30 protein-coding genes are annotated in these 26209 nt (G+C 54.9%); 17 read left to right on the top strand and 13 right to left on the bottom strand.

The features are described 5' to 3' along the window. Positions 1 to 3017: 3017 nt before the first annotated feature. Positions 3018 to 3149 (bottom strand): hypothetical protein, encoded by a 132-nt coding sequence (locus NCN05_RS12465; protein WP_284500066.1) that lies wholly within the window; start codon positions 3147 to 3149, stop codon positions 3018 to 3020. 1099 nt (positions 3150 to 4248) lie between these two features. Between NCN05_RS12465 and NCN05_RS00755 the strand changes: the two genes are divergently transcribed. The 3 genes from NCN05_RS00755 to NCN05_RS00765 all read left to right on the top strand — a co-directional run bounded on the left by NCN05_RS00755 (position 4249) and on the right by NCN05_RS00765 (position 6622). Then, positions 4249 to 4503 carry a hypothetical protein gene (locus NCN05_RS00755; protein WP_250396606.1) on the top strand — a complete coding sequence of 85 codons (255 nt, stop codon included), beginning with the start codon at positions 4249 to 4251 and terminating at the stop codon, positions 4501 to 4503. A 320-nt stretch (positions 4504 to 4823) separates the two neighbouring features. Continuing rightward, positions 4824 to 5075 carry a hypothetical protein gene (locus tag NCN05_RS00760; RefSeq protein ID WP_250396607.1) on the top strand — a complete coding sequence of 84 codons (252 nt, stop codon included), beginning with the start codon at positions 4824 to 4826 and terminating at the stop codon, positions 5073 to 5075. 1067 nt (positions 5076 to 6142) lie between these two features. After that, positions 6143 to 6622: a nucleoside deaminase gene (locus tag NCN05_RS00765; RefSeq protein WP_250396608.1), complete on the top strand. Its 480-nt coding sequence runs from the start codon at positions 6143 to 6145 to the stop codon at positions 6620 to 6622. Between the two features lie 215 nt (positions 6623 to 6837). Here the strand turns inward: NCN05_RS00765 and NCN05_RS00770 are convergent, their stop codons facing one another. Both NCN05_RS00770 and NCN05_RS12565 read right to left on the bottom strand, forming a co-directional pair. Continuing rightward, positions 6838 to 7071: a hypothetical protein gene (locus NCN05_RS00770; protein ID WP_250396609.1), complete on the bottom strand. Its 234-nt coding sequence runs from the start codon at positions 7069 to 7071 to the stop codon at positions 6838 to 6840. A 1164-nt stretch (positions 7072 to 8235) separates the two neighbouring features. Beyond that, complete coding sequence (locus tag NCN05_RS12565) at positions 8236 to 8589, bottom strand: DUF4278 domain-containing protein (protein WP_350223275.1); 354 nt, start codon at positions 8587 to 8589, stop codon at positions 8236 to 8238. A gap of 759 nt (positions 8590 to 9348) precedes the next feature. Here NCN05_RS12565 and NCN05_RS00780 point away from each other — a divergent pair. From NCN05_RS00780 to NCN05_RS00790, 3 genes are all read left to right on the top strand, one after another. Then, a complete protein-coding gene (locus NCN05_RS00780; RefSeq protein ID WP_250396611.1) occupies positions 9349 to 9624 on the top strand; it encodes a hypothetical protein in 276 nt (91 codons plus the stop codon). Between the two features lie 778 nt (positions 9625 to 10402). Continuing rightward, the gene (locus NCN05_RS00785) at positions 10403 to 10564 is read left to right on the top strand and encodes a hypothetical protein (protein WP_250396612.1); all 162 of its coding nucleotides are present in this window, start codon (positions 10403 to 10405) and stop codon (positions 10562 to 10564) included. Between the two features lie 1374 nt (positions 10565 to 11938). Next, positions 11939 to 12127 (top strand): hypothetical protein, encoded by a 189-nt coding sequence (locus NCN05_RS00790; protein WP_250396613.1) that lies wholly within the window; start codon positions 11939 to 11941, stop codon positions 12125 to 12127. A 14-nt stretch (positions 12128 to 12141) separates the two neighbouring features. Here the strand turns inward: NCN05_RS00790 and NCN05_RS00795 are convergent, their stop codons facing one another. From NCN05_RS00795 to NCN05_RS00805, 3 genes are all read right to left on the bottom strand, one after another. Further along, the gene (locus NCN05_RS00795) at positions 12142 to 12279 is read right to left on the bottom strand and encodes a hypothetical protein (RefSeq protein WP_250396614.1); all 138 of its coding nucleotides are present in this window, start codon (positions 12277 to 12279) and stop codon (positions 12142 to 12144) included. Between the two features lie 306 nt (positions 12280 to 12585). Continuing rightward, complete coding sequence (locus tag NCN05_RS00800) at positions 12586 to 12846, bottom strand: DUF8643 family protein (protein WP_250396615.1); 261 nt, start codon at positions 12844 to 12846, stop codon at positions 12586 to 12588. Between the two features lie 1268 nt (positions 12847 to 14114). Further along, a complete protein-coding gene (locus NCN05_RS00805) occupies positions 14115 to 14468 on the bottom strand; it encodes a hypothetical protein (protein WP_250396616.1) in 354 nt (117 codons plus the stop codon). Positions 14469 to 14661: 193 nt separating this feature from the next. On the opposite strand from NCN05_RS00805, the gene NCN05_RS12470 reads away from it, so the two are divergent. The 3 genes from NCN05_RS12470 (at position 14662) to NCN05_RS00815 (ending at position 17711) form a co-directional block, all read left to right on the top strand. Continuing rightward, complete coding sequence (locus tag NCN05_RS12470; RefSeq protein ID WP_284500072.1) at positions 14662 to 14790, top strand: hypothetical protein; 129 nt, start codon at positions 14662 to 14664, stop codon at positions 14788 to 14790. Positions 14791 to 15380: 590 nt separating this feature from the next. Then, complete coding sequence (locus NCN05_RS00810) at positions 15381 to 16769, top strand: PhoH family protein (RefSeq protein WP_250396617.1); 1389 nt, start codon at positions 15381 to 15383, stop codon at positions 16767 to 16769. Positions 16770 to 16826: 57 nt separating this feature from the next. After that, the gene (locus NCN05_RS00815) at positions 16827 to 17711 is read left to right on the top strand and encodes an LOG family protein (protein WP_250396618.1); all 885 of its coding nucleotides are present in this window, start codon (positions 16827 to 16829) and stop codon (positions 17709 to 17711) included. Positions 17712 to 17729: 18 nt separating this feature from the next. On the opposite strand, the gene NCN05_RS00820 is transcribed toward NCN05_RS00815, so the two are convergent. From NCN05_RS00820 to NCN05_RS00830, 3 genes are all read right to left on the bottom strand, one after another. Next, complete coding sequence (locus tag NCN05_RS00820; protein WP_170950626.1) at positions 17730 to 17897, bottom strand: hypothetical protein; 168 nt, start codon at positions 17895 to 17897, stop codon at positions 17730 to 17732. 103 nt (positions 17898 to 18000) lie between these two features. After that, on the bottom strand, positions 18001 to 18177 hold the full coding sequence (locus NCN05_RS00825; RefSeq protein ID WP_006851728.1) for a hypothetical protein: 177 nt from the start codon (positions 18175 to 18177) through the stop codon (positions 18001 to 18003). A gap of 42 nt (positions 18178 to 18219) precedes the next feature. Continuing rightward, entirely contained in the window at positions 18220 to 18399 is a 180-nt protein-coding gene (locus NCN05_RS00830) for a hypothetical protein (protein WP_115082421.1), read from the bottom strand. Between the two features lie 197 nt (positions 18400 to 18596). Here NCN05_RS00830 and NCN05_RS00835 point away from each other — a divergent pair, with 197 nt between their 5' ends. Next, the gene (locus NCN05_RS00835; RefSeq protein WP_250396619.1) at positions 18597 to 18767 is read left to right on the top strand and encodes a hypothetical protein; all 171 of its coding nucleotides are present in this window, start codon (positions 18597 to 18599) and stop codon (positions 18765 to 18767) included. Positions 18768 to 19319: 552 nt separating this feature from the next. On the opposite strand, the gene NCN05_RS00840 is transcribed toward NCN05_RS00835, so the two are convergent. After that, complete coding sequence (locus NCN05_RS00840) at positions 19320 to 19547, bottom strand: hypothetical protein (RefSeq protein ID WP_115082420.1); 228 nt, start codon at positions 19545 to 19547, stop codon at positions 19320 to 19322. Between the two features lie 197 nt (positions 19548 to 19744). Here NCN05_RS00840 and NCN05_RS00845 point away from each other — a divergent pair, with 197 nt between their 5' ends. The 6 genes from NCN05_RS00845 to NCN05_RS00870 all read left to right on the top strand — a co-directional run bounded on the left by NCN05_RS00845 (position 19745) and on the right by NCN05_RS00870 (position 23628). Beyond that, positions 19745 to 20572, top strand: a complete 828-nt coding sequence (locus NCN05_RS00845; protein WP_250396620.1) for a response regulator transcription factor — start codon at positions 19745 to 19747, stop codon at positions 20570 to 20572. A 120-nt stretch (positions 20573 to 20692) separates the two neighbouring features. Continuing rightward, the gene (locus tag NCN05_RS00850; RefSeq protein ID WP_115082419.1) at positions 20693 to 20926 is read left to right on the top strand and encodes a hypothetical protein; all 234 of its coding nucleotides are present in this window, start codon (positions 20693 to 20695) and stop codon (positions 20924 to 20926) included. A gap of 199 nt (positions 20927 to 21125) precedes the next feature. Continuing rightward, entirely contained in the window at positions 21126 to 21998 is an 873-nt protein-coding gene (locus tag NCN05_RS00855) for a phycobilisome rod-core linker polypeptide (protein ID WP_115082418.1), read from the top strand. 452 nt (positions 21999 to 22450) lie between these two features. Continuing rightward, positions 22451 to 23059, top strand: coding sequence for a hypothetical protein (locus tag NCN05_RS00860; RefSeq protein WP_250396621.1), 609 nt, complete (start codon positions 22451 to 22453; stop codon positions 23057 to 23059). 12 nt (positions 23060 to 23071) lie between these two features. After that, on the top strand, positions 23072 to 23296 hold the full coding sequence (locus NCN05_RS00865; RefSeq protein ID WP_011364493.1) for a hypothetical protein: 225 nt from the start codon (positions 23072 to 23074) through the stop codon (positions 23294 to 23296). A gap of 65 nt (positions 23297 to 23361) precedes the next feature. Next, positions 23362 to 23628 (top strand): PM-15 family protein, encoded by a 267-nt coding sequence (locus NCN05_RS00870; RefSeq protein ID WP_115009181.1) that lies wholly within the window; start codon positions 23362 to 23364, stop codon positions 23626 to 23628. Here the strand turns inward: NCN05_RS00870 and NCN05_RS00875 are convergent. Continuing rightward, positions 23610 to 24848 carry a cytochrome P450 gene (locus tag NCN05_RS00875; protein ID WP_250396622.1) on the bottom strand — a complete coding sequence of 413 codons (1239 nt, stop codon included), beginning with the start codon at positions 24846 to 24848 and terminating at the stop codon, positions 23610 to 23612. The two genes, NCN05_RS00870 and NCN05_RS00875, sit on opposite strands and share 19 nt — an antisense overlap. 82 nt (positions 24849 to 24930) lie before the next feature. Here NCN05_RS00875 and NCN05_RS00880 point away from each other — a divergent pair, with 82 nt between their 5' ends. After that, a complete protein-coding gene (locus tag NCN05_RS00880; RefSeq protein ID WP_250396623.1) occupies positions 24931 to 25182 on the top strand; it encodes a hypothetical protein in 252 nt (83 codons plus the stop codon). A gap of 2 nt (positions 25183 to 25184) precedes the next feature. On the opposite strand, the gene NCN05_RS00885 is transcribed toward NCN05_RS00880, so the two are convergent. Continuing rightward, positions 25185 to 25640 (bottom strand): lipocalin-like domain-containing protein, encoded by a 456-nt coding sequence (locus NCN05_RS00885; RefSeq protein WP_250396624.1) that lies wholly within the window; start codon positions 25638 to 25640, stop codon positions 25185 to 25187. Positions 25641 to 25764: 124 nt separating this feature from the next. Next, complete coding sequence (locus NCN05_RS00890) at positions 25765 to 25974, bottom strand: DUF1651 domain-containing protein (protein WP_250396625.1); 210 nt, start codon at positions 25972 to 25974, stop codon at positions 25765 to 25767. Positions 25975 to 26209 lie beyond the last annotated feature (235 nt).

Below are 26209 nucleotides of genomic sequence, written 5' to 3' on the forward strand. Positions count from 1 at the left end.
CCTCACAGCAGCAGCCTGCGCGGCAATCCTTGGCGTGATGGTTCTCGTCTACGGCACTGTTCGGTGGATGCAGAATACCTAGGGATTTTCGGCGTTTTCGGGGGCTAGATGGGTCGGTTCATGAAAACCCATTGCGGATTTGGTGGCTATCTGGGCCTGGGGTTTCATGCCGCATACTTGGACGCCTCAAAACCCGTCAAGAAAAGACCTCTGAAGTTTTTCCTCCTTCAGAGGTCTGCGCCCCTCGTTTGACGCTCTCTCCAAAGGTGGGTTCGGTTTAACGCCAAAGGAACGGCAAGGTTGTAAAAATGATTCTCATTCTTTGATGGTCGTCCCCAGTAAATACTCATTTGAGTTTCGTTAATTTCGTGTCTGTGGTTTGCTGTGCCGTCATAGCTTATTGATTGTTGGAGAGGCTCATGCATTTTCCACCAGAAGCCCAGCAAAAGCGCTTATCTAAGGCGCAGTTCTTTCATCTAGCGAAGGAAGCAGAAGTCGAGGCAAACAAGCGACGCTGGAGCGTTATCTCCGAGCGTTATCTCCATCAAGTTAAGTGAGCCTTCGATCGATTCCATTGTCGGCTCTTTCCGTCTGTTGAGTTGGCAGCGCCTCACCGCACTACCAGCATCATCGCTTGGACTGTGTTGAAACAGCCCCTTGCGTTTTGATCGGAAGCCGATAAATAGGGTCATCTGCGCATGAGCCGGGTGTGATGCCCCGGCTTTTTTTTGCCCTGCGCTCCTTTCTATGGAGCCTCTGGAGGCATGGAACAGGCTCAAGGGGATGAGCTGGAAGACATGAGCTGTCGTTCTGCAGTTCGGCACCTACCACAGATCATCAGCGCCTTAGCTGGGTGGATCTGAATAACCCACAGCTGGGTGAGGCACGCCAACAACACATTTGCTGCTTTTGCCCCAGAAGGCAATGAGCGTTAACTCGGATAGCCATTAACCGCTGACGGGTGGAAAGTATGTCCATCGAGATCGGAGGAGCCAATGTCGGCCGACACTCCACCTGAGCAAACAGCAGAAGCTGACTGACTTTCTGGCCCCTGCTCCAACAGTTTCCACTCATCCGTGAGGCTGGTCCTTTGACGAGGCGAGCGAAACGCCACGTCAATCGACACTCCAACTTGCACCGTCCCGTAGGCCAAAGCTTCATTGCCTCAGGTGCCCCGGAGCTTCATCAGCCACACCCCTGGACCCAATGGCCCCAGGCGCCACCACGCCAGACGCTTCGCCCCTCGCCAGAGATGGCACTACGACTTGACCTCTGCTCCTGATGGGATGGAAGGGACAGTTGGTGTCGGAAGCGAGGAATAAGAGAGGCCACCTCATTCCTGTCGTAGGTGGGCTGGCCTCTCAACACCCGACTACATCACGGGTTCAAGAATGCACAAACGAGCGAACTAGGCCGTCTCTTCCAGCTGGGAGGGGCGGCCTTCCACTTTGAGAGCAGATCAACTGTTCGCCTACGACGACGTGTTGTTTTTGCAGGGGCGTTCACCTCGCTTCAACTTGAGCCACATCGCTTTCTCAAGCGCCGTCAGCTTTGGAGATGTCTCATGCAATGCAGCTTCGGCACGTTTCCTTGCAGCAATGATGAGGCGGTCTGTCTTGTCGACTCCGTCGAATCCCATGTCCCTGAAGAGGACGACACTCGCAAGGTAGACATACGAATCGTGCGTGCATCGAATGCCAGTGAGCTCTCACCTCAAGCGATGGCAAGAGCTGACTGGGACTCCCCTCACCCAATCAAATCTTGTCCGTCGCGAACGACCGCTTTCACATCGTTAGTGGTCTGGTCAACAACCCTGTAACTGCATGCCTTGACCCTCGACATGACACGTGCCCGTAGATAGGCCCTCACCTCCGTTTTAAAGCACAAATCCTTAATCCAATGATCAGGAGCGTCCTCTTGTTGGATGCAGTACAAGGCTCGTCCTGACTCACTCCTATCGGTGCTAACACAACCTGGCGTCTATGTTCGAGGATTGATTAAGCAGCTTTCTCGTCTCCAAGAGCGGTCATCAGCAGCGCACGGCACTGGGCTGGTCGCAAGTTGAACTCATCGATCAGCAGGCGTTGTATCGCCCCATGTTTCCTTCGTTCTCGCGCCAGCTCAGGGCACGTTGGATTTGTTCTGAGGAAAAGGTCATTTCCCCTCGAAGCAAGTGATTGGTACTAAGTGACAAGCTCTCCAGAGCGTGATGGCCTCAATCAGGGGATCTTGGTGAAATTCAGACCAGGTCTCTTCTCAAGAAGTCGCTGGACTTCCTGCATTCCCCTGACCACATGACAGACGCCTTCCTGGTCGCAGACCCTGTAGTACTCAAAACCTTCAGGCGCGTTGGTGAGCTTGGTAGGAGTCATCTCATCCATCCGGTTTTGGCCTGTGTTTTGTCTTCTGCTTCGGCACGAAGGAACCGTTTGTGTTGAGGTGACTCAAGACCAGCCATCTGAGTGCTCGGCCTTCCCAGAGGTTTGTCCTCGGCCTTGCGATCTGGCTTGTCCAACCCCATCAAAAGGGGATGAATTCCTCTTCTGCTCATTGTTGAGACCTCCTATGCAGATCTCGCGTTGTGGTCTTTCGGCCCTTCCGCGTGAGACGAATCTCTCATTCAAATGAGAAGCCTGATACCCCCATGTGGGGGTATTGGTACATAGCAAACAGGAGTTGCCTGAATAGGCCGGTGGTGTCGTTAGAAACTCCGCTGGTCCTCGAGCAAAAGCCCTGGACCTGAGACACTCAGTGCTTTTCCCTCGTATCGGAAGCAAACCCTGGAGCAATCACTCCGGGGTTTTTTCTCTGGATCGAACGCTCGATACGTCAAGCGTGGTTGTGTCAGCAACGAAATGACAGGACAGGGCTCGACGTACCAAGTTTGCTGTTGATCCCATCTGGGGGTAGCTGTTGACGGCCTCGCAGCCGTTAAGTGACAAGGCAGAGAGTTGACCCGGAAGCAGCTCTCAGCAGTGCAGACTGATCTGGAAGTGAAGCCGCTTCCAGATTTTTCGTTACCGCTTTCCCCAGCAGTGCAATAACTCCTTGCTCCAGTAGTCAAGATGGGCCTCTGCGGTGGCCATGTCGTCGCAGTAAACACGGCTGCCGTTCAACTCGGCTAAGTAACGGGGGTTGCTATCACCCACCAGCATGTGAATTGTCCCGCCTAGAATTGTTCTCCGAACAAGTGAAGGGGCAAGAGACATACTCACCTCCAATTCATTCAAAAAAGAAAATAAGATGATGGCTTGTAAGGGTCAAGCTTGTCATGAATGAAAATAAAGTACCTAGGTATTTATCCTCTCAAGCTCGTTTCCCAAGTTTGGGTTAAGTACCTAGTCCCAAAAAAGAGACTTCCGTCCTAGGACGAAGTCAGTTCCAAATGAGAGGTTGTATGAAAGGTTTCCTGAAGTGGTTTGGAGATGCTTTCGCCCATGCCATGGGCGCGATTGATGCAGAGGAGAAGAGCCATGTTCCTCCCCCAATTGGCACGACTCCTTACCGAGACCAACCGATGAAGAGAGGCCACGACTACTAGGTGTATGGATTGCTTGGTCTGAGTATTTTCTATGCCACCTCTAAGGGCATTGATTGATGGGGACCAGACTTCCCTCCTGCTTTCTTTGAGGCAGGAGGATTTTTTGTGGGTTGGTTGAGCTGATATTTGCTTTTCACTCAGCAAATCGTTTTCAATTTCGACGATTTTGCCTTCAAAGGCAATGAGCGTTAAGACCGATTGCCTTATGCGTGTCCCCTGACGAAAGTGAGTCCACTGAGATCGGAGGCGTCAATGAGAGACGACGGTCCAACCGAGCAGGCTTTAGAAGCCGACTGACCTTTCGAGCATCTGCTCCACGAGTTTTCTCACCATCCATGGGCTTGCCCTAAATCTCGGCACCATCACTGCCGGGGGGCACTCACCATTGAGTCAGAAGGCCCATCACCTGGAACCTTGGCCCCAGGAGCTTGGAAGGTCCGACACTTCGCCTCTCGCCAGGAATGGCATGCGGCATGGCCTCTGTTCAGCAACCACAGGGGTGTCGGAAGCGAGCAATAGGAGAGGTCACCCCATTCCTGTCGTAGATGGGCTGGCCTCTCATCCCCCGACCGCATCGCGGGGTCAAGAATGAATGAACGAGCGAGTTGTGCCGTCTTTTCAGGGGGAGAGCAGCTGCCCCTGCCTCAATGCATTCCAGGAGAACCATGCAGACCCAATCGAAGTCTCTAAGCCAACAGCGTCTTCTGATGTCTGTGGGTGCAGCAATGGAATGCCGCATCCGCAATGACAGGCAAAGCTATTTCGCTTTGGCCCGTGAGTTGGCCCATGCACAATTCATCCTTGCTGACTCGGAGTTGAGCTGTCGTCTTTGGCAAGACATCGCCGACCGGGAGTTGGATGTAGCGAGGCTTCTTCATCTGCTCTATGGCGGCTGGGATGTAGAAGACGATGAAGAGATGCTTGAAGCAGACCAGCATTTCCTCTCTCTCAAGGTGGTTTGATTTTCGGATACAGCTCGGTTTAGCTGTTCTTCAACTCATCAAAAACACCAACAGGCCGTCTTCCTTTCATGGAGAACGGTCTTTTTATTGTCGCTTGTCGTCTGACGATAAAGTACCTCGGTTAATCAAGGCTTCAGATCATCCTTGCACGCGTTGCTGAAGCCCCACTCGCAGCACATTCATGCGCTGTAAGCGCACTGCATGGGGAATGATAATCATTCAGGAATTAATCCTCAGGCATTACTCATTTGCGTTTGATTAAACCAAGGAAGGGGGTAAGGCCTTCTCCTTTAGTATTTCCATAATGTCTGAGGGATGTGATGAACACGATTCCAGACTCCGTCAGCTTCAGTCAGCTCTGCAAATTCCTTACTGCAAAGGGATCGCAAGATGATTTCACCCAAGAAGTTGCTCTGGATTGGGAGGATCGCTTAAGCGAGATCCTTTTTGAGTTTGAAAGCTCTTTGGACGACTCCACCCAGGAGAAAACAGCCGACCAGCTCATGGCTCTTGGATCATTTCGAACCTATTTGATGCTGAGCCTGAGAGCCCTTAAATCAGCAGGGCTCTGAGTTTAAGAAGCCCTCTGCTGCCTCAAAGACTGTTGGGAGCAGAGGGACAGTAGACCTAACCCTCATGGCAATCGTAGAGACTTAGCGTCCTGTAGTTTGCACATCCAGTAATCCTCAGGCTGTTCAATAGGCTCGGATGAGTCGTTAAGGGATAGAGCCGTAATCCAATCCCAACCTGTAGCCTGAATCGGTGGGAAGATCACCAAGTCCAGGGATCAAATTGATCCAAGTCTGTTTTGGAGGGTCAATGTCTACCCTCCAGTCGCCGAAATAGCAAACATCTGCGCTTTCGCAGATCAAGGTTGGACAATTGCCGTGGGCGAGGGGCAAAACATGAATTGACATGATCATCCTCCTTTACTCGTCAAAAATTTTGCAAGCTGAAGCGTCTGGATCTATTGAGCAGCGATTTTTCCAGTAATCCTCTCTGCGATTGCGAAAGTGCCTCTCGGCCAGCTGCCAGGAGGGAGACGGCTTTAAATTGTTTGGCCTCAAATAAACTGGCTTGATACGTTCAAGTGAGCGCTGCTTAGGGCTAAAAGACATGCCGCTCCTTATCGTCTTTTCCGTATTTATCATCAAGAATGGAAAAAAGAAATAGGTACTTAACCAACCTCAATCATCTGGTCTTGTTCTCGTCCGTTGCTCTGTTGATGAGCAGAAAAGCTGATACCAAAAATCATCTTCCTAAGTAGACAGGAAACAGCAACTGATGAAGCGATGAAAAGACTGACTCCAGCACACCAGCTCAGGCGACGGATTAGTAGAGATGCCGAATTTGCCAAAGGGCTGCGTGCATTAACCAGCACCACTGAAGCTGCCTGGTTCTGCAACCTCAACGGAATCGCTATTTCTGCAAAAGAGTTGTTCTTTGAGCGAGGTCGTCTTTGCTCAGATGGAATTCCAACCTGGTCGGCTTAATCAGTCTCCCTGAGTTGGCTGTAGGGGGGATGGTCGAGTAGCCATCCCTCACTGGCTTGGGTGGGTAAGCAAAGCCAAAGCTTCTTATTCCCGTTTCCGAGATTTTCTTGCTGCCAGCTTTGGAGGAGTTGTTCAACGGGGACGCCATGGCATCGGATCAAGATGAAGCCTTCATGCGGCGGGCGATTCAGGTGATGAGGGATGCCGGTGTGGTGTACAAAACCGGTGGACCCTTTGGCGCGGTGATCGTCAAGGACGCCCAAGTGATCGCCGCCGCAGGCAACAGCGTGATTCAGGACAAGGACCCCAGTGCCCATGCTGAGGTCAATGCCATTCGCCAGGCCTGCCGCACTCTCGAGAATTGGGATCTCAGTGGTTGCATGATGTATTCGAGCTGTGAATGTTGTCCGATGTGTTATTCCACCGCCTATTGGGCCAACATTCGCCAGGTCTTCTATGCAGCATCTTGGAGCGATTACGAGGATCTCTTCTCGGATCGGGCGATCAATGACGACATTCGCAGACCGGTGCCGGAAAAGGAAATTCGAATGCAGCAGATCCTTCAGAGCGAAGCCCAGGCGGTGTGGGCCGAGTTTCGTCAGTTGCCTGACGGTGCTCGCTACTGAATCACCGATCCACTCAGAAAGAAAACCCCAGGAGTGAAGTGAACTCTCCCAGGGTTGCTTTGGCTTCGAACACGGGAGACGGGGTCCAAGACGTCTCCCTCTTGCCAATCAACTCCTGTAAAGCACAACTCGATACCCCCATCTGGGGCTGTCGTCGCTGCCAAGGGGATTGATCTGCCCTACCGCAGTGGCTTGCTGGACAGCAACCCTCATGATCATGCTGCAGTTTCTTTTCCGCCGACGTCGATTTCCATTCCCATTTCGAAGGCCATGGTCACTTCTTGGAATGTCGAGTCATAGACCCTGTACGTTCCCATGGTTTCTGTTGATTTCGTCATGGCTGAGACATAGGCGTCGAATTCAGTCTTGAAACAGCATTGATCGACCCATCGACCATGAGCAACTTGCTTGTGAACACAGAACATCTCACTCACCCCAAGTACATCCACCAAAATGATTCAACTGGCACAGTGCCAGTTGAATCAGGACGGATTCAAACCTGGCTGCGTTCAGAGTATTTTTTGTTGATAGTTCGGCCTACTAGGCATTTTTGTTTGTAACCACTCGATGCAGTCTTGGAGGACTGTCTTAGAACTGAATTAGCCAATGGGTGCCTATGGATGTTTATTCTTTGTTGCTGATTATCTGTGTCATTTACCTGCTTCTCGTTGACACGAGTGGAGGTCATGGTTGGCATCGATAATTTGGTGATGTGTTATCGAGTTTGATCTGAGATTCGGGCGCTTCGTGGGTCGAGGCGCTTTTTTCTCTCGATTAGTGTTGGAGCAACCCTCGCTTCAGCCAGCGTCAGGAGAGCAGATCATCCCGACGGGTGGTATGAGGCAGCTGGTGTGACCATCCAGCAATGTGCGGGAATGGTTTGCCTGTCTTGAGAGGGCTAATCGCCCTTTGAGGCGGGGAGGCATTGCGTTTTGAAAACCCATCACCGTGCACGCAGCCCACACGCTCATGAACACTGAACGAACCACATCAAGCATTTTCAATGCTTTAAGCAGTATCAGGCATTGGCGTGCCACGGTACTACCCCCATTTAGGAGCATTGGTGCTTAACCACGTTCAGGAATCCAACCTCGTCTCGAGGGCATGCCTGACTTGATCACCAGGGCGACAAAGCTTGTTCCAGCGGAATGGAGTTGCTGCAAGCATCCAGCTACAGCAAAGCAACAGTATTGCTTGTTGGTTCTCTAATTTTATGTAACAAAACTGCTTTTTTATTGGATCTCAAAATTATCGGATCTAGACCAGAAGTAGCTCTTTGAGGAGCAGATGTTCGAACCACTTGCGGTCCAACTGCTCATTGGTCTTTATATCCTGATGATCATGCTTGAGGCTGCCAAAAAAGATGCATCCAGACAACATGGGAGGGGATCATGATTGAACCTGTTGTTGTTCCATTCATCTGGTTGATTCTTTACCTTCTTATCGTTATCCACGATGCCGATCAACAAGAAGACAGCACACACCATCAGTGAATCTGAGGCAAACGAGTCATGACGTTCAGCGCTCGGCTCACTTCGAGCTGGTCTTTGGTTGCATCATCGAACCACGCGTTAACGTCCTGACCCAAGTGTCAGCTCCTATTCCATCAGGAGTTATCCCCGGTGCTTGATGTAAGAGGCTCCTCGATAGGTGAGGTGAATCTGGTCGATCGGTCGTGATCCAACCTGCCGGCATGTGTTGTAGTGCTCCTGCCTGTACGTGAGCTCCAAACAAGTCTTTGGCTTGGGTGTGGGTGCTTTGTAGGTGTGACCTCGATAGAGCAGATCATTCATGGGGATGTTCCTCGAATAGGAAAGAAACCCTGGTCGTGACGGCTCCAGCGTCTCGCTCAGCAACGGAGAGAGGTGTTCCGAAGCCTCCTTCGGTATTCGAAGTGCAAACACCTGCAGTAAGAGACAGGGTATTTGCTCGACGGCTGATGGAGTTACCAGCAACCCCATCGGCATACCTAATCAACCCATGCTCATGCGTCTTAGCTACCCCCAATTGGGGAGGGTGTTGTTTACCGCCCTATGCCTGATCGCAACGTGGCTAGACCTGGATTATCCAATAGGAGAGCGATGACAAGCCAATGCTGGACCATCATGGGTGGCGGAAGGATTTGCACCGATGACATTTCCAAAAAAAAGACCCCCTTTCATCTTTATCTCACCAAGGTTTTGCCGAAGGTGAAGAAGGAGTCTTTATTTTGAGCGGTAACCATCTTCGGAGCAGCCAAAGCCCGTCAGTCATTCGCCAATCGGGTACAAATGCCTAGTACGTGCAAGTACTAAAAAACCTAGGCTTGGCCTAGGTACGTTCAGCGCTTCGTTTTGAAGCTGACCTGATCTGTTGGGGGCCGCCGCCAAGCTCGCCCCCTCCCAACCTTCAGGCCTTCGAAGGCTTGTTGCTTAAAGCTGCGGACATGGCAGTGGCCAACAGCATGCAGCCGGCGACAGCGAGAAAACCCATGGGTGTGAATTGGCTTCAGGAATCATTCCCGTTCACCTGCCCACCTGCCTGTCGCCGTTGTGACAGAACCGAAAGGGCGCTCATACAGGCTGGCCAGCCTGAGTTGTCCCGATCCAGCCGCTCGTTGCGGATGGAAAGAAAGCCTCTTTTCTGCTGTATTCACTTGGATCAAACAGTAAAAATACTGTTGTGATTACACCACTTTTAGGAATCGATCTTGAGGAATAAGTTGTCCATAGAGACGAGGAGTGAAGATGGCTTTCCTTAATGTTTGCTTCTTATTGCTCGCTAGTTTTGCGTTGCTTGATTATCTCGGAAAGCTCTTCTATGAGCGATTATCTGAATGGCAGGAAGCGCGCCAGCTTGTTGGTGGTCATCCAGAGATGCGCGGAGTTGATCTTGAGCGAGATGACCTCATTTATTTCAAGGCAGATGACGCTATCCGTGAGGCCGTTCTCGGCAATGACGAAGCGGGTACCAATGATCCGTTTCTCGGTGACCTCTTCCTTCTTGATGAAGATGGTTTTTGACGAGACGCAAAATGTGCAAGGCCATCTGCGACTTGGCCGCCAAAGGCAGAGCCCTTGGTGGAGCTGAAGCCATGACTCTGGGCTGGTGAGCCTGATTGCAGTAGCTTGAGTGTTGGTGCGCTCCATTGGTCGGAGCTGGGGGGGGCTGCAGATCTTTTTCAGGCGAAACCACCGGTCAGGTGACCGCTCGAAGTTGGTTCCGCCGCCCCTGAGTGGTTCGGGCCGTCCCGGGGCACTCCAGTCGTAGCCCTGTCGAACCAGGCTGAGACGTGCCACCTGCCACCTGCTACACGCTGGTCGTGTAAGCCGTACGCATAAATACTTAGTCGCTCTGTTAGGACTGGGGTACGTCATGAGAGACGGAGGTCCCGGCATCGAACACCGGGACTTTTTCTTGGGCATCACTCACGGTTCGTCCGAAAAGGTTTGAACATGGACCAGGGCGTAGGGATTCCGCCCCACCGTCTTCCGCCCCACCGTCTTTTGCCTCAACGCCTTCTGATGAGCGATCAGGCAGGGGGACAAGTCGCAGGCTGTCGACAGAGTGCTTCCCGATGTTCCAACCTCTGGACACGATGAAGTTGTGATGAAAACACCTCATGGGATGGAAACAAGGTCGCATCCCTGAGATTGTCTTGAGGCCTCTGCCTTTGGCGGAGGTCTTTTTTTTGACTTCCCTGTTGTGAAGAGAGCGGTTTGCTTGTTGTCGAGCCTCAGGTATCAGCAACTACTGCAGACGGCCTCAGCACTGCCATGATTAATTAACTGCACAAAGTAAGTGACGCTTGAAGAGCAATACATCACTCTGATGGATGCAGCTGGAAGGGTTTCGGATGAATGGTGTCGGGAAAAATTTATTCAAGAAGCTGATAATGTTTTGATGCACATCAATGCTCAAGTTTTGAACAACAGGGAAGAGTTCAACGCTTTGTCTGTATAAGGCGGCAGTCTCGTTCAAGAAGTGAGATTCCCCTGTTGCAAGACAGGTTTTTAACGGCTTGTGCAGATGCATCTGTCTATCGACTCGCCAGTGCTTGGAAGACCAGAGCAGCAAAAAGTGACCAAAGCACGGTGCTTGCGAAGCGGTGCTCTAAGGCCAACCGATTGGATGTGCTCCTCATCAGTAGGTCCCGCGGAAAACCGTTGCGATCACTGAAGCAAGCGAGCAAGTCAACAACGCAAGTAGTGCGAACTCCATGAAGGTTGTGTTGCGGTCTGCTTCTGTCATGCCCTTGGTTGAGGCAGAGCTGTCGTAGCGGTCGGCACTAGATGGCCCTGATACGCGCTTCTACCCATAGCGGCGAGGGACCTTCGCTTTTTCTTGGGTTGCTGACCACACCCCTCGTTTTGTCGTGACGGCGACGACCAGTCGTTGAATCTCACGTCATCATTCGACCGCTTCTTCGGTAAAGGGGCGATGCGTCGAACGCGGGGGTGCTTAGGGAACACCCCCTTTTTTTTGGCAGTTCGTAAACGATGCCCACGGCACCGCAGGCTGGTTAAAGAGGGTGGTGTGGCTGGGACGCCAGCACCTTCGACGCATTCGTCCCCTTGTTGATGGGCGGCATTCCCTGCCGCCTTTTTTTTGCCTCTGGTCGACCCAACCATGGCCGGTGTCCACGACCTGTTCCGACGGTTCTCCTACTCCCTTTCACCAGGCATCTCGAAGAAAGTGAGGGGGTCGTCAAACGAGGGACACGGGCCTCTGGAGGTGAGATCTCCAGGGGCCTTTTTGTGTTCCTCTCTGCTTTGGGTGGGGAATCTCTCGTTCAGGGCTATGGCCCAATCAATAAGGGCTAGTTCAGTCGAATATGTTCAATTAATTGCATGAAATGTTTTGGCTATGCAGCGATATCTTGATCAATGTAGTCCAGAAAATGAATCACTCTTCTTTCCTTCTTCTCTTGCAAAGCTTCCTTGGCAAGAGTCAGCAGCTGATTCTCTCGGGCTTTGATGGCGGTTCTCCACCGTTTGGGTTTGTGATTGGTTACACGGAAGGGCCCTGAGAGAGGAGAAGTCCTTGAAGGCACAAGTCTTTTCAAGCCGCACGACGCTAGGGGTCACAAACGAAAACCGCCAAGATGCTTGATGGTTGTTGATGTGGGTTCGTCCGGATACCGTTTATATGTATCAATCTGTACTCGCAGTCTGGCTGCATCAACAAGAGAAATCGCTTCAAACCTGAAACCATTTCTCGGCACCCTTCGTGAGGAATCGCATGGGAACAGGGCTAATTGAAAAGCTCGGAGAGATTCGATGCGCAGTTGAAACCGGGAGCGGTTTGAGCCACAACTGGTTTGTCGCAGCAACTCAGATGGCTTCCAGCACTGAGCAACGAAACACAGAAACCACGAGCTCCACTCGCATTGCAGCAGGGCTCAGCCTCGGTTTGGTTTGTTTCGCTGCGGTGCTCACCGGTGGGATCTTTGTTGGGCAGACCATCGGTGAGGCGTTGAGCACGCTCCAGACCATCGCCCCAGTGCAGGTGAACCCGCTTCGCTGAGATGTTGGAGCCGATCAGGCTTCAACGCCAGCCTTGTCATCGGCGTTGTGGTGGGCCTCAACTGAAGTGGCTTCGGCTGACTTGCTGCGAGGGCAGTCAGCAGCGTTAGCGGCGCCAATAAAAACAACTACCGCCATGATCGCAACGATCATGGAGCCGCCTACAAAAGCAAGGTTCGGACCTTTCACGCCAGGTGTGTGCCGGAGATCTGGCGACCCTAGTGCTGGATTCAGGTCTGCAGGGCGATGTGGGCAGAACGGTCAGTGTTCACCCACGTGGTGGCCTCTATTGATCCTTGTTTTCTTTGTATCTGGGCAGGTCAGTCGGCTGAGCCAGCACATAAACGACAGCAGCAGAGATCACCACGGTGACTACGATGAGAGCGGTAATGGCTGCTGAGTAGTCGTTCACTGAAGTCTCCAAATAAAAAGTTTAGGGCTGACGCTTTGCTGGTTGCGTCAATTGCCCGAAAGCGCCTGGCTGTGAAGCGTCGTCATCGTGTTGTTCAGATCGCCCACGTCCCGAAGCCCTTCGGCACTGAACCAGGGTGCGTTCTCCCAGCTGAAGCCTTCACCAAAGGTGTTGTCGGGTGCCGTGACGTACCAGTGACAGTCCACATCCGGCGTGTCAACGGAGCACTGTGACCAGTCTGGCTCCCACTGCGGCACTTGAACCCACATCACTGCTGCAAAAACCAGGGAGAACAAGGCTTTGAGCATCAACCGAGTGCGCCTTATCGAAACTTAACACGATTTGGTCTCAGGATTGGAATCGTCGACGGCGCTGACGATCACACCCTCAATGCTCGAGCAAGAACGGTTTTTGGTTGTCAGTGACTCGATTTCAAGCGGTCGAGCGGGGATACAACCGAAGTGCCGTGCTGTGCGTTCGAGGGCACACCGGTGGCGGAATCGCATCCCTCATCGCTCGACGCGATGTGGTTCCGTCGTGTGGCTCCAACTTTTGCATTCAACTTTGATCGACGTCCAAGGTGAAAGAACAACTTTTGAGAGTGTTGGCGACAGGCATCGCGTCACCAACTGAAGACGTGATCCCGAAGCTGGCCTGTCGATCGAGTGCAAGCGGCCGCAGCCTCATCAGGCTGCGTGTCCTCTGTGCTCCGAGTGATGTACTGCGTTGAGCGAAGCGATGGGCCCGACCAATGGGTTCAAGAACAGTGCTTCAAAACTGAGTTCAAGGCGTTCGTGAATGCACGCGCTAAGTCGCTTGCTTGGGCGAACGTGTATCGCGTCATCTATCAAAGCCCTGGTCTCTCAGGCGAAGTGGTGAGGGTTGCGAAAGGAAAGGCGCTTTTGAATTCCGATGACCGGCTGGTTGGATGAGCCGTTCAGATCAGGACTCTTGTGCTGGTTCCTCCTGGGAAATGGCACTGGAGTTGAGACTCGATGGGTCGGTGCCTTGGCTCAACCCTTCCGCTCTGGCCAATCGCTCCACCAGGCTGAGGGTGTCGTTGGGAGACAACTCGCCGTCATCACCCCACTTGAGACTGGCAAGGTCAAGTGGGCACATAGGGGAGCGTGATACTCCCTGAAAGCTATGGGAACTGAGATGGCTGCTGAGGCAATGCTCCCTGAAGATTCACGAAAGAAATCCTGAACTGAGTAACCGCCCCATACTCATTGGTTGGTCACGCTCTCGTCCACGCACGATCCTGCCTTCATGGCGACAGGCAATCGCGAAGGGTGGCTTCCTTGCTTTGTGCCTTCCCCTCTGCCACGTTTTCACACTGCAAGCTGCTGCAAACAAGAAAACCCTGGAGTGACGGCTCCAGGGCTTCCCTTATTCACCCGAAAGAATCAGTTTCAAAACTCTCTCGGATTCGAGGAGGAAAACCCCAAGAGCATGGAGGACCTCAGGGCATTCACTCGACGACCGCCGACAGATCGCATGAACTGCCGCCGGTGTGATCAGCCACTCCTGTGGATTCGCTTCTCGATACCCCCATTTGGGGTGGTCATCGCAACGGTCATCTCAACCAAGGCGATTGCCTCACCTCCAGGGTGTACTCCCCTGTGCGGGTGAAGCGCAGCGGGATCGAGTTGATGCGGATGTAGGTCTCGCCTTGCTCTGCAGCCAGAAAGCTGAACTCATGCTCAGCACTGTTCACCATCACGTTGCCCCCGCGCTGCATGAAGTCACACCGAAAGGTCTCAACGGTGGTGTTGGGGCCGTTGTAGCTGAGCAGTCGGCAAGTTGAGGCAACGATTTCAGCGCTAGCCGGGATGGCTGTGGCGATGGCAAGGCTTGCCGTGGCGAGGCTGGTTCGAATGCAAATCATCGGAGCACCCCGCAGTGCCTTGCGTTCGATTCGTGCCCTCACTCTGCAGCCTCAATCCTTTCCAAGTCGGCGGTGTTGACTGACTCGCAAGATTCTCTTAAGCATTGCGGGGCGCGTCTGCAACTGATCTGCGCGATAGTTGATTTACGCGAAAGGGCCGACAGACCACGACGCGAGATCTGAATAAGAGGAGACTTCAATGAGCAGGAGAGGTATCCATCCTCTGTTGATGGGCTTGGACAAACCCGAACGCAAACCCGCTGAGCCTTCAAAGGCCAATGATTTGTCTGGCAACGAATCGGCTCAACGCAAGCGGTTCATCCGTTCCGAGGAAGAAGATTCAGGCAATCAGCAGGCTGCTTGATCAAGTGATCAGAGCGCAGATGAGTCCATCCATCTGCGCGATCCGTCAACCGTTCTTCCTCTGGGAAGAGCGGTTATCCTTGTGTAAAGGAATGGGTTAAGTACCTATTGATTCTGGAATGGGGAGGAGTAGAGATAAGTCAGCGACAAGGAGAGAGATGGTCACGATCTGCTCAGGTTTTTTCGATCTATGCATCCCGCTCAACGCCTTTGACAAGACGCAGCCAGACCAGGCGGATGCACCCAAGCAAGCGATGAAGTCTCAGCACGATCTGTACTGGGAGGAACGTTGCGACAAGTCCCCAACCGCACCGGGTTGCAAGATCTACGACGACTGAGCGCAGCTCACTCGAGTTGAGACGTGCGAGGCAATCCAATGAATTGCCTTCTGGTCAAACAACATCCCTTGGTTGCCTTGCTTCGGGGTGTTGTTTGCCATCCGGGAGGTCTTGCTTTGCCTCCGTGATAATTGCAAGAGAAGCGAAAAGCCCACCGTTGATGTGGCAAAGCACCATGCTGTGGCTTTTTCTTCTCGCTCAGAAGTTCAGGGTTGGCATGTCAACGCCAATCAACGTTCCGGTGTGAACTCCAATGAAAGATAAAATTGTCGTTCTCGACACGAATGTGCTGCTCCACGATCCTGAGGCTCCCCATCGCTTCGGTGATCTGCGGGTTGTGATCCCCATGCAAGTGGTTGAAGAAATTGATCGCTTCAAGAAAGATCACTCTGAAAAAGGCCGAAATGCCCGGCGTATTTCAAGGCTCCTGGATTCCTACCGGGCCCGCGGAAGCCTTGCCGATGGCGTTCCGATTGAGGGAACGAACCACGGCATGCTGCAGGTGATTTTCTGTCAGGCCCAAGCCCTTCAAGACTTACCGGCAGAGTTGCAGGGTGGTGGTGGTGACAACAACATCCTCGCGGTGGCCCTCGAGCAGATGCGATGCAGCGGGCTGAAACAGGCGCCCGAGGTTGTGTTGATCAGCAAAGACATCAACCTGCGAATCAAGGCTGATGCGGTGGGCCTGCAAGCCGAGGACTACGTCAACGACAACGTCTCGATCGACGATCTCTACTCAGGCTTCCGTGAAGTCAGCACCGATGCGGAGACGATTCAGACCCTGCATGACGAGGAGCAGCTGCCGCTGGAAGCTGTCGCCGATCCCGAGGAGCAGCATCTTCAGGCCAATGAAGGTGTGGTGCTGGTGGATCAGCACAACGACAGCCACACCCTGCTGGGCCGGCATCAAGGCAACAGCAACATCATCAAGCCGCTTCAATGGCTGAATCGCGCGCATTTGGGCCGCATCAAAGCCAGAAACCGCGAGCAAAGCTTCGCGCTGGATCTGCTGCTCGATCCATCCGTCGCTCTGGTGACTTTGGTGGGCAAGGCCGGCACAGGCAAAACGTTGCTGGCCATCGCCGCGGGTTTGCACCAGGTGGCCGACACCCATCACTACGCCCGCCTGTTGGTGACGCGCCCACCGATCTCCCTCGGCAAAGACATCGGCTACCTGCCGGGCACGCTTGAGGAGAAACTCGGCCCCTGGATGAAGCCGATCATCGACAACATCGATTTCATCACCGGTTCCTCCCCTGGCGAGGAGGTTGAGCAGACGAAGAAGCAGCGGCACCGCGAACCACGCAATGCCTGGGCCGACCTGCAAGGCATGGGCTTGTTGGAGGTTGAAGCGATCAACACCATCCGAGGCCGATCAATTCCCCATCAGTTCCTGGTGGTGGATGAGGCGCAGAACCTCACACCCCTGGAAGTGAAGACGATCGTCACCCGGGTGGGTGAAGGAACCAAGGTTGTCTTCACCGGTGACCCTTATCAAATCGACAATCCCTATGTGGATGCCGAAAGCAATGGACTCACCTGGTTGGTGGAAAAGCTCAAAGGTCAGCCCCTGGTGGGACACATGACCCTCACCAAAGGAGAGCGCAGTGAACTGGCTGAACTGGCCGCCAACATCCTCTGACGCAAGACGACATCGCCGATACCGCCGATATCACTGACACCAATGACTGTTGAACACATGACCCAATTCCCAAATACTGCATCACCTGAGCAAGCCAACCTGGATGCAATTCTGAAGTCCCCCACTTACAGAATTGCCCACGAAGATCAAGACCTTCTGAACAGCAACGACATGCGTGGTGTGCGCATGCTGCTTGAAATCACCAAGCCGGATCTGCATCTGGAAACAGCCGGGATTGAATCGACGATCATTGTTTTTGGTGGCGCCAGGATTGTCGACAAAGACACTGCTGTCGCCAAGCTGACGCAAGCCGAGCAACGGCTCAGTGCAACCCCGGGCTCACCGGTGTTGAAGCGACAAGTCGTCCATGCACAACAGCTCGTGGAGTTGTCTCGTTTTTACGACGCAGCTCGAGAGTTCGCCTCATTGGCCTCACGGCATGGTCAGTGCAACAGGGAACAACCCCACGATTGCTCATCCCATGTGATCGTGACCGGAGGTGGGCCGGGAATCATGGAAGCCGCCAACCGGGGTGCCTTTGAGGAAGGCTGCCGCTCGATCGGGCTGAACATCACCCTGCCGTTTGAGCAACATCCCAATCCCTACATCACCCCGGATCTTTGCTTCAAGTTCAACTACTTTTCACTGCGCAAATTCCATTTTGTGATGCGCTCGATTGGCGCCATCCTTTTCCCGGGTGGTTTTGGCACGCTTGATGAACTGTTTGAGCTGCTCACCCTGCGGCAAGTGGGCACCAAAGGCAGCATGCCCATCGTTCTGTTTGGTTCAGAGTTTTGGAGGAGGCTGGTGGATTTCGACTACCTCGCCGAGACGGGCTTGATTTCAGATGACGACCTCGATCTGATTCATTTCTCAGACTCAGCGGAAGAGGCCTGGGATTTCATCTGCAACCGAACGCAGGCCGACCCCCAGGCGAGCTGAGCAGGCCCAGCTGCCCGATCAAGCAGATGGCTGGTTGTGCTGGCGCAGTTTCTTGAGTTGATCTTCGATCTGAAAGCGCAGCTGCCTCAGGTTTTCAACATTGATCTGGTGTTCGCCCGAGCTCCAGTGCTGCGGGTTGGCGACACGGATCTCCAGCTCGCGCAGGCGGGAGAGATCAGATTGCATGGCGAACTCCACGGCCGGGTTAAGTCTGTTGTCGCAGCTTCTGCCTTCACATGAGTTTTTCTACTGGGTAAGGGAAAACGATCGATTTGCTTCCAAAGTGGGCTCAGATGGAGCCCGATTCGAGCAGGTGGTCCATCAAGGCTGCATAGAGCTGGGTCTTCATGTTCAACAGGCAGGCCTGTTCGTTGGCGTCACCGCCGGGCCAGTTGTCGTGAGCTTCAGCTACGACACGGTGCAGAAGACGCAAAACATCTCTCTCCAACGTAATGGTGGTGATCATTGGGTTGTCTTCCATTGGCGCTAAGAGGGAAAGGAGCTGATTTCAGAGGCCCTGGGACTGCTGGCGCACGATCCAGGCTGATGCGGCTTCCTGTTGCTTCCATGCCAACAACAGATCTTTGGCAATGCTGCGTAGGGATGCAAGGTCATCCGAGTTGTCGATCTCGCGTGAGAATTTTTCGACTTCAAATTTCTGGCCCAGAGTCAACGCGATCGGTTCCATTGGCTTGTGGCTTGGTGAGCGGAACGTACCCGAGAACTTTTGCTGCTGCAAATCAAAAACGTAGTACTTGCAACCGATTTGAGGAAAGAATGCTCATCTCAATGCATTGCTGTCATTACAGAACATTTCTGAATGCCACTGATCACTCGGATCGCAAAGGCTTATGGCCTTAGAAAGCATGTATAGGCCTAGAGCTGATGCATTTCTCCTGGGAAAAACATCTGGAATTGTCCAGGAATGTAGCCGTTGCCTCAGACAAAAATCAGGGCATAGCCCTTGCCTTAATGGGCGTTGCTCTCACCATGCTTGCCACGGATCTTCTGGCCCATGAGTTGAAGGCCTCAGCCTTGCCGTCCTCCAGGGCTTAATTCAGAGAAAGTCCACACCATCTCTATCTGATCACTTGGATCTGGAGGGCTTAATGCCTTTGGAAACATGCATCAACTCCAAGGCGATGCATGTCTTCTGGGATAAAAATCTGGAATTGACCAGAAAGTGTAGTTGATGCTTCAGAAAAATAGAGCATGTCACTTGCTCTGATGAATATCGCTCTCGCCAAGCTGGTCGTGGATCTTCTGGCCCAATCGTTGAAGACCTCAGCCTTGCCTCTGTTCTGGGCTTGATTCAGAGAAAGTCCATCTCATCTTCATTGTTGTCGTCTTCCCTGGATTGAATCCACAGGGCAGAGAGCGGAAAAATGAAGCAGCTTGCAACGAGGAATTCCATTGGCTTTAGAATTTGATGAAGCAATAATCCGGCGAATTTCAGAGACAAGCTGTATCAACCGCTGTCATTTTTTTTGAATTTGGTTGCCGATCGATCCGTTTAATCGTGTTGAGTACTTGTGCTTAATCAGCCCATGCTGATCAAGGTGACACCGGCCACAAACAGCAAAACAGACAACACCAGCAAGCCACTGTTCATCGGTTGCTGGCGCGTTTGATGGATTCCATCCCCAGGCGGGCAGCCCGGCGCCCCAGCCCCACCGCTGCCTGAGCGGTGCTTTTGATCACATCCTTGGCGGTGCTGCGAACCCGGCGGGGACTGCGTTGCATGGCATCGGGCCAGGATCCCTCCGGCCAGCGCTGAACCCGGCGACCAACACGGTCACCGAGTTGAAGCAGGGATCGACGCAGCCGGCTGGCCACAGCTTTGAAGCAACAGCATCAATGTGCTGGCTCCTTACCAATGCTGTTGTGCCAAATGACACGAAGGGGGTCTGGCGCCTACTTCGTTGCTTTAAATCCCTCAATTCAGGGATATGGCTACATAGATGGCTCACTCAACTGAGGGATGTTCAATTCATTGATGTGTTGCTGAATAAGGAAGCGCGCCGCCGGTTGTGATGTCTCCTCTTTATGACCTGATTCTTCAGCGCAAGGGCGAGCTGCACACCGAAACGGTTCAGGTGGCGGATGCCGCCCAGGCCTGGCGCCTGGGGCGTGAGCGCTATCCCCACTGCATCCGTGGTGTTGTCCGTAGGGATGCTGGGCGTGATGGCATCGACGCGACGGCGCAGTTTTTCAAGACCCAGCGGATGGTGGCTTGCTGCGGTGATCGCTTCACCCTGGCTTGCCTCTGCTTGGCCGTGCCGATTCGCCGTGCCGTGGTTGGTGCCGCCACCACTGAAGAGGAGGGTTTTGAGCTGGTGCTGCGCCACAAGCCGAGCCTGCTGATCTGCAAGTCGGATCTGGAGACCGGCTACGGCATGAACCTGCTGCGGCGGGTGAAGGCGGAGCTGCCCGCCTGTCAGCTGTTGATCGTGCTGGTGCGCGAAACCCAGGCTGTGGTGCAGGAGGCGATGCAGGCCTACGCCGATGCGGTGATCTTCAAATCAAGCCTCGGCACCGGCAAGGGTGATTTCGTTCAAGCCCTCCAGACCCTCTCTGAAGGTGGCGTGTATCTCCCCGAGGAGATTCGCAAGCTCGGTGCGGCCGAAGCTCCGAACCCGAACCTGCCTCCGTTGATCGAAGAACTCACCGAGCGGGTACTGGAGGTGGTGGCTGGCGTCGCTCGCGGCCTCACCAACCAGGGCATCGGCAGCAGCCTCGGCATCTCAGTGGAAACGGTGAAGACCCATGTGGTCAACGCCAAAGACAAGCTTGGTGCTGCTGATCGCACCCAGTTGGCGGTGATGGCGTTGCTTTACGGATTGATCGATCCCCTCGGCTGAGTCCTGGTGGGCCTTTTTGCTGATCGCCTTTTCGGTGATCAGCTGTTCGGTGATCACGGTCGTGATCGCGCTTCGGTGGCCAACGCTGGATCAATAGGGTCTCGGTGTTGCGTATCTGTGATGTCCGAAGAAACCACCAACCAGCAGTCCTGTGGCGGCAAGAAGCGGGCGATGCTCGCCTATGGCCTGGTTCAGATCTCCGCCACCGTGGTGTCGGCTGTGTCGTTGGCGGCCATTGCCGTGGGTCTCTGTGCCGTGAAGCAGGAGAGCCGCCTGTTCAACGGCTGCGTGGAAACCGTTGTGGCCGAGGGTCGCTCCCAGGCGGAAGCTGTTCGCTACTGCAACGGCGGCTGAGATTCAAGACCAACCCTTCCCGAGGGTTGTGGCCAACACCCTTGGATGAGCCTGCGTTCTGGCCGGGATCAGGCTTTCGTTTTGGCCTGAAGCCATGAATGCCTATTGCTGCTGTAACGCAGCTTTTAACTATTACTAAGTTCATCTCCATAGATGAAGCGATCGCCATATCTTTGATCTGATTTCACTGTTTTCTCGGATGCCAGCCCTGAAGTACAAGCGGGATTTCACCCACGAACAGCGGGTGTCGTTCGCCTTTGCGAACTCCGTGGATGCAGCCAAAAGTGCCAGCTCCAACAAGGGCAAGGCGGCATCTACACCTGCTGAGTACAAGCAAAACCAGTGCGCCGCTATGGGCATTGGTATGGGCCCCCGGATCCATGAGGAGTGCCCCTACTCGGCGATCAACCACTCCTATGCCTCCACGGGCAGCCAGGCTCTGGAAGCTGCCATCACCGCTGGCTACAAGCAGGTTTTTGGCAACATCGGCATCTCCGACAACCAGCGTCTTGTCTCACTTGAAGCCTTCCTCTGTGACGGCCGCATCAACGTGCAGGGCTTCATGGCAGGCCTGGTGAAATCTGAGCTGTACAAGAACAAGTTTTTCCACGCCGTGTCTCCCATGCGCGGCATCGAGCTCACCACAAAGCACCTGCTGGGGCGCCCTCCGATCAATCAGAAGGAAGTGAGTGCTGGCATTCAGCTGATCGCTGAAGAGGGTTTCGACGCTTTCGTTGACAGCCTCGTTCGTTCGGAGGAGTACCTCGAGACCTTCGGAACCGACACGGTTCCCTATCTGCGTGGTTTCAAGTCGGAAGCACGGGCTTCCTGCTCCACCTTTGTTGGCATGGCCGAAATCACTCCGGCCAATGCCAGCTCTGAAAACGCCATGTACACCGGCCCTTCCCTGGTGAAGCGTTTCAGCATGGATCTCAATTCCTTCGCTGCTGCTGCTGTCTATTCAGACGACAGCGATCGTGGTGGTTTCTCCTACACGAACGCCGTCAGCAACCCCCGCAACGCTGCTTACCGCCGCATGTATGGCGGCAAGTTCAACTACGGCCGCTTCTGATTCATTGCTGCTTGCAGCGATGAAGCGATGAGTTGAGTAGTTAGGGCAGGAGGGGCAACCCTCCTGCTTTTTTCGTGGGTATTACTACTCATTGAGAATCATCCTCGTTTACGTAAAGTCCCCGAGTTCTTTGGCTTGTGGATGTATTACTTCGGGCTATTGGTGCACGAAAGCGGCCAGGTGACGCCTCTCTTTGGCACTGAAGTTCTCGAAGTCGCTGTCTCCAAATTCTTTGAGTGCTGTCTGAGAACGGGATACAAGCCGATTGATGTTCACTTGCGGCTGATCAAATCGGCGTCGCCACAATTTCCAGCTGAGATCTGTCTGGATAAAAATCTGCTGGTATCGGCTTACAACCTCCAGGTGGAAAATTATCAATAACCTGCTGATTGCTTCAGCTGCGGCTGGCTTTCGGGGATGACATCTTGGGGATTGCCCCCGCCTGATGCTTCGTGGCCAGCCCCGCCGACGCCGACGCCAACCTCAAGCGGGCCCTCGAGCAGCTCAACGAGAACGAGGCGGCCGTGGCCGAGGCGATCAATGAAGCCCGCGCTGAGCATGCCCGCAGTGAACCGCCCCTCACCGGGCCGGCCCTACTCGAGCGCATCGATCAGCTGGCTACCCAGCGGTCCCTCGACAGCCAGGACGCCGCGATCCTCTGCCACTGGCCCGATGCCGCCTCCATCGGCCAGGCCTGGTTTGAGCTAAAGCACCCGGGCAAGAGCGTGCCCAGCCCGATGCTCGTGCTCGACGCTTACCTCGTTGGCGCCCCGCCGTTTTTGAGCAAGGCCCAGCGGGATCAGGTGGGCGATTGGTACCGCAGCAAGGTGAGCGTCAATCCCGAGTACACCGATGCAGTCACCGGGGCGGCCAAGGCCTTCGTGCTGATCGGTGATCTCAACGCCAGTGCCGCCGGCATGGCCTGGCAGACGATCATTCCCGATCTGCTCGAGCAAGGGCATGATCTCGACTTCAACGTCACCAAAGAACAGGTGACGGCGGCGGCGGCCCGCTGGATTGTTGCGGTGGCCGACACCTTCACGCCACCATCGCTGGATTGACGCGAGCGATCGATGGGTCTGCAGCTGGTTTCCGCCGACTACCTCCATGAGGACGGCATCACCTACCGGATCCGCCGCGACAGCCTCGAGCAGGACTTCACGATTGAGGAGAAGCGCGATGGCGCCTGGGTGGATTGCGGCCTGGATCAAGCGGTGAAGGATGTGAACTTCGCTGAGTTCAAGCGCCTCGGCCTGCTGATTAAGAAGGTGATGGATGCCGATCAGTGGCTGGCCTGAACGACCCTGAATCGCAGCTGCCGGCCGGCCGCGCCAGGATGTAACGAATTCGTTACACGTTTCTCATGACCGTCGGAGAAATCTTCCTGGAGAGCCTCTCCACCGGGGTGATCACCGAGCACGAGGTGAACTGGCTGGCCTCCCACCAGACCAGCTTTGATCGGCCGGAGGAAGCCGCCGCCATACGGCTCGGACGCCTGATGGACCAAGGCCAGATCAACCTCGGCTGCCGCCTGCCGGAGCCGATGCTGCGCCACCAGGAGGTGCTGGTGGACTGGATTGAACCCCTCGGCCGTCGCCGTCACCGTCAGAGTCAGCGCGCGGTGGCCTGAACCATCAGCCCGTCCTTGGGTGTGGGGCTGGGGATCAGCTGCAACGCCAGGTCTTGATCCGGCTGCAGCTGCAGCTCCACCGTCTGCAGCAGTCCTATCGCCATCAGGCGGATTTCCAACTCCGCCAGGGCCTTGCCCAGGCAGACCCGTTCGCCGCCACCGAAGGGCAGCAGCGTCTGCTTGAACGAGCCATCCAGGTGCCGTTGCGGCCGGAATGCCGCCAGATCCTCGTCATCACCGGCCGACGTCGGGCTCAGCACCACCTGAATCACGCTGCCTTCGGGAACGGCCACCCCCGCCAGTTCGATCGGCGCCAGGCTGCGCCGGAAGAACCCTCCCACCGGCGGCGTCAGCCGCATCACCTCCAGCACCGTCGCGTCCAACCGCGGTGATGCCGCCTCGCTCGCCAACCCATCGCGCAACCAGCGTTCCACCTCGGGGTTGAGCAGCAGCGCCCGGAACAGGCAGCTCAGCGATGAGGCCGTTGTCTCGTAGCCGGCGAACAGCAACAGCAGCAGCTGTTCGGCCAGGTCGTCATCGTCCAAAGGAATGCCGGCTTCATCCAGGCCGCCGCTCAGCAGATCAAGTCCGCCCTGGTTGGTGCCCGCCTGGAGCACGCCCTGGATCCGCTTCAACAGCCGTTGGCGTGCCGCCATCGCCTTGGCGAAGGGGGTGCCGGGAATCGCCAGGGGAATCGAGAACAGGGCCCGGGTCCAGATCTCGAAGTCGGCAAACAGGGCATTACGGCTGGCGCCATCCAGCCCCAGCACCGTGGTGGCGATCACGGCAAAGGCGAAGCGCCGCATCCGTGCCGCCAGCGGCAACGGTGTGGTGGTGGTGATCAGCTCCTGGCAGAGCTCCGCCACCATCTGCTCGATCGACGGGGTGTAGCGCGCAAGCGCTGCGCTGGAGAACAGTTGCCCCACCACCCGGCGCCGGGCTTTATGGCCCGGACCACTGCGGTTGGCCAGCGATCGGCTGCCCAGCAGTTGCCGCACGCTTTCGGGCCACCAGCCCTGCAAGGCATCTCCCTGCCCCAGCAGGTCGCCGATGGCCCGTTCGCCGCGGATGAACACCATCCGCTGGGCCAGCAGCTTGGTTTCGAACACATCGCCGTGGGTCTCAAAGCGCCGCTGGGCGAAGTCCCCTTGGGTGAAGAAGGCCAGGGTTTCCCCCAGTCCGCTCACGGCACCTGTGCTGGGGAGGGGGGTGGTGGCCATCGCAGCTCGGCGTGAGCTGACGTTCTAAGGCTGACAGTGCTGCAGACGCTGGCTATCTCAACGGGTGTGCTGCGCCTTCTCCGTGGAACTCAAGTCTCTGCTGTTTGTGCTGATCGCTCATCTGATCAGCGCTGGCCTCTCGAAAACCGTTGCCGCCCAGAAGGCGCGCAACAGCAACCGCTGGGCTGTTGCGGGTTTTCTGTTTGGACCGTTGGGGTTGATCGCTGCCGTTGGCATGCCGGACCGTCATCAAATCGTTTATCTGCGCTATCTGGCTGAGCAGCAGGGCTACCAACCCCGCCACGCCTGTGGTGGCAAGAAAGGCGAAGCCTGAATTCAGCGGCAGCGCTGAAAACGAACAATGCTGCGGGTGAGGCCTTTCTTGGGCCAGTTGGGCATCACCCGCCAGGGGGTGTGCACCGTGAGCATGTCGCCCTCGATCGCAAAAAAGCGGGTCTGTTCCGTGCCCGCCCATTCCGGATTCCAGGCCACATCCACCTGGGTGATCCAACGGTCATCCTCGAGCCGGTAGGTGCCGGTGTAGGCGATCATGCTGCTCAGCAAGGCTGATCGCTCCTCGGCATTGCTGCCCGGTTGGCGACCCTCTGCCGAGAGCATGAAGGAGAGGCGACCCTCCGCCGTGAAGATCACATAGCCGCTGGGGTTGTTCCCCATCGGTGCGAAGGTTTCGCCGTTGGATTGTTGTTCAACGTCGTAGCTCAACAATTGCCACGCGCCATGCACGCTGGTGGAACTGATCGCTTGGGTGGGCTGAACCGAACTGACGCTCACAACTGAATCTGTTCCTGAGCGGCAACCTATCGATCGTGGTCTGGCTTTGACAGCCTGAAGCGAGGCATTGCTGCGCAATTGATGCCATTGATTGCCGAACCAGTAGCAACAACAACGAAAGTGATCAGCGTGCTGGAGCGAGGCAGGGCCGCCAGCCCCGTTTCACCATCACGTTCCAGGTGTCGATCGCGTTCTGATCCAGAACGCGGCGATGGCTGAGGGGTTGCGGTGGTCGGGGCGGGTCGTAGTGATACGTCCTGATCGAGACCCAGGCCGTGGTTTCTGAATTCAGTTCCGGCTTGAAATGCACCAGCCGCTGTTGGGTTGTGTTCACCAACCATCCCCGTCCACCCTGGTCAGGGTGTGATTGGGATTTTGATTGGTGCTGGGAGTTGGCCATTTGAACGCATTCTCGAGGCCAACTGTTTGACGCCGAGGGCTTTGTCAAACCACCAACACAAGCTGTTAACGCATGCTGATTTTTTGTTTTTCCAGCCAATCAACTGAATTCAATACTTTTTTCCCCTTGTGAGCAGCACAATATTTGTTCTAATAGAGAAGTAACGACC

The organism is Synechococcus sp. MU1651 (genome assembly GCF_023630635.1).
Lineage (GTDB): Bacteria > Cyanobacteriota > Cyanobacteriia > PCC-6307 > Cyanobiaceae > Parasynechococcus.

Bases quoted from the DNA above. Each gene is read 5' to 3' on its own strand.
- NCN05_RS00820 (WP_170950626.1), bottom strand. From the start codon at position 17,897: ATGCAATCTGATCTCTCCCGCCTGCGCGAGCTGGAGATCCGTGTCGCC.
- NCN05_RS00825 (WP_006851728.1), bottom strand. From the start codon at position 18,177: ATGATCACCACCATTACGTTGGAGAGAGATGTTTTGCGTCTTCTGCAC.
- NCN05_RS00790 (WP_250396613.1), top strand. From the start codon at position 11,939: ATGGCTTCCAGCACTGAGCAACGAAACACAGAAACCACGAGCTCCACT.
- NCN05_RS00865 (WP_011364493.1), top strand. From the start codon at position 23,072: ATGGGTCTGCAGCTGGTTTCCGCCGACTACCTCCATGAGGACGGCATC.
- NCN05_RS00815 (WP_250396618.1), top strand. From the start codon at position 16,827: ATGACCCAATTCCCAAATACTGCATCACCTGAGCAAGCCAACCTGGAT.
- NCN05_RS00765 (WP_250396608.1), top strand. From the start codon at position 6,143: ATGGCATCGGATCAAGATGAAGCCTTCATGCGGCGGGCGATTCAGGTG.
- NCN05_RS00835 (WP_250396619.1), top strand. From the start codon at position 18,597: ATGCATTTCTCCTGGGAAAAACATCTGGAATTGTCCAGGAATGTAGCC.
- NCN05_RS00760 (WP_250396607.1), top strand. From the start codon at position 4,824: ATGAACACGATTCCAGACTCCGTCAGCTTCAGTCAGCTCTGCAAATTC.
- NCN05_RS00755 (WP_250396606.1), top strand. From the start codon at position 4,249: ATGTCTGTGGGTGCAGCAATGGAATGCCGCATCCGCAATGACAGGCAA.
- NCN05_RS00780 (WP_250396611.1), top strand. From the start codon at position 9,349: ATGGCTTTCCTTAATGTTTGCTTCTTATTGCTCGCTAGTTTTGCGTTG.
- NCN05_RS00850 (WP_115082419.1), top strand. From the start codon at position 20,693: ATGTCCGAAGAAACCACCAACCAGCAGTCCTGTGGCGGCAAGAAGCGG.
- NCN05_RS00875 (WP_250396622.1), bottom strand. From the start codon at position 24,848: ATGGCCACCACCCCCCTCCCCAGCACAGGTGCCGTGAGCGGACTGGGG.
- NCN05_RS00810 (WP_250396617.1), top strand. From the start codon at position 15,381: ATGAAAGATAAAATTGTCGTTCTCGACACGAATGTGCTGCTCCACGAT.
- NCN05_RS12565 (WP_350223275.1), bottom strand. From the start codon at position 8,589: ATGCCGATGGGGTTGCTGGTAACTCCATCAGCCGTCGAGCAAATACCC.
- NCN05_RS00830 (WP_115082421.1), bottom strand. From the start codon at position 18,399: ATGGAACCGATCGCGTTGACTCTGGGCCAGAAATTTGAAGTCGAAAAA.
- NCN05_RS00855 (WP_115082418.1), top strand. From the start codon at position 21,126: ATGCCAGCCCTGAAGTACAAGCGGGATTTCACCCACGAACAGCGGGTG.
- NCN05_RS00870 (WP_115009181.1), top strand. From the start codon at position 23,362: ATGACCGTCGGAGAAATCTTCCTGGAGAGCCTCTCCACCGGGGTGATC.
- NCN05_RS00800 (WP_250396615.1), bottom strand. From the start codon at position 12,846: ATGCTCAAAGCCTTGTTCTCCCTGGTTTTTGCAGCAGTGATGTGGGTT.
- NCN05_RS00795 (WP_250396614.1), bottom strand. From the start codon at position 12,279: ATGATCGTTGCGATCATGGCGGTAGTTGTTTTTATTGGCGCCGCTAAC.
- NCN05_RS00845 (WP_250396620.1), top strand. From the start codon at position 19,745: ATGTCTCCTCTTTATGACCTGATTCTTCAGCGCAAGGGCGAGCTGCAC.